Origin of the sequence: Lactiplantibacillus nangangensis (assembly GCF_005405065.1) — a bacterium.
GTDB classification, from domain to species: domain Bacteria; phylum Bacillota; class Bacilli; order Lactobacillales; family Lactobacillaceae; genus Lactiplantibacillus; species Lactiplantibacillus nangangensis.
In genome coordinates, this window is record NZ_BJDI01000038.1 from 1 (window position 1) to 1,283 (window position 1,283).

Annotated in this window: 1 protein-coding gene; it reads right to left on the minus strand. The window is 38.7% G+C overall.

What is annotated here, in order from left to right; all coding sequences use genetic code 11:
* Positions 1-1,199: ISL3 family transposase (locus FFM70_RS13750; RefSeq protein ID WP_137617408.1), on the minus strand; the 1,199-nt coding region annotated here is incomplete at its 3' end.
* Positions 1,200-1,283 lie beyond the last annotated feature (84 nt).

Sequence of the window (1,283 nt, forward strand, 5' to 3'; positions counted from 1 at the left end):
CCAAATCCGTAACTTACACGTTTTATGACCTTGATTTTATTATTGATACCTTCCATTGGCCCGTTAGAGTATTTATATTTCAAAGCGTTATACACAGAAACTCGGTGTTTTCTTAACGTATCTAGTGGAGTCTCAAGTTCTTCTGAATACTTGTTTTTCCCGTCTAACACAGTTGCTAGTCGCTCAACATCTCGGTATCTAACGGCACTTCCAACTACTTGGAGTAACTCATATGCCTCACGTAGTTCGTCATTAAAGCTGAGGATATGTTCAACTACACTGTTTTCAGTATTTGATCCTGGAATATGTGTATACTCATAATACTTTTTGAAGTTTAGCTTTTCATTGGGCTTTAAGAGTAATTTCCAATAACGTTTTAAAATTTTATACTTGATATTTGAATTGGCAAAGGTTTTCATTATACGAACCCTTATCCGATTGAATCCCCGCATCACTGAGCTGACGATGTGGAACCTGTCGGTTACCACAATCGCATTAGGAAAGACTGATTCTGTTAATTGTGGATACGTGTAATTCATGTCAGTTACAATGATCTGAACACTTTCGCGGGCCTCCTTGGTATACCGCCGAAAATACTTTTCAAGATCGTATAATGTTCGTGACTCGAGAATGTCGACGAATTCATTACGGATACCATCCATGAATACGAAACTCATGGCCCCTTTGGCGTCCTTGGTAGACTTAACCTCATCCATATTAATTACTGTTGGCAACCAGCTATAATTTGTTTTGATATCGTGCTGGTAACTACGCAGAATTCTTAGGACGGTAGTGTTTGAAATGCCTAATTCATTCGCAATATGACGCATAGAAACTGCCTCGCTTAGCTTCTCGAAGCATGCACGCTTGCTGAGGTTAGAGATAGTATGATTTTTCTCAACCAGTGTAGTTGTTGCCAAAAAGAACCTTTGACAGTCATTACACTTAAAGTACCGTTTTTTGAGGTGAAGCTGAACATCCCGTTCAATGGCTTGTGGTAGTTTAATCTTGGTCCAGCGCCAGCCGTATTTGATAATGCTTTTTTCGTTTAAGACACCACACTGGGGGCAGGCTTTGGGACGGTAGTCCAAAAGTGCTTGAACTTGAAGGGGTCCTTTTATTTCCAAAGGATTCATTATTTTTAATTTTTTGATATTGGGGTCTTTTATCCCAAGAATAATTTTAGTATCATTGGACATAGGATATAGTCACTTTCTTTCTCTTGAAATGTGGTAGTGGATGGATACAAGTCTGCGACTATATCCCTTTTTTATACACTTTTT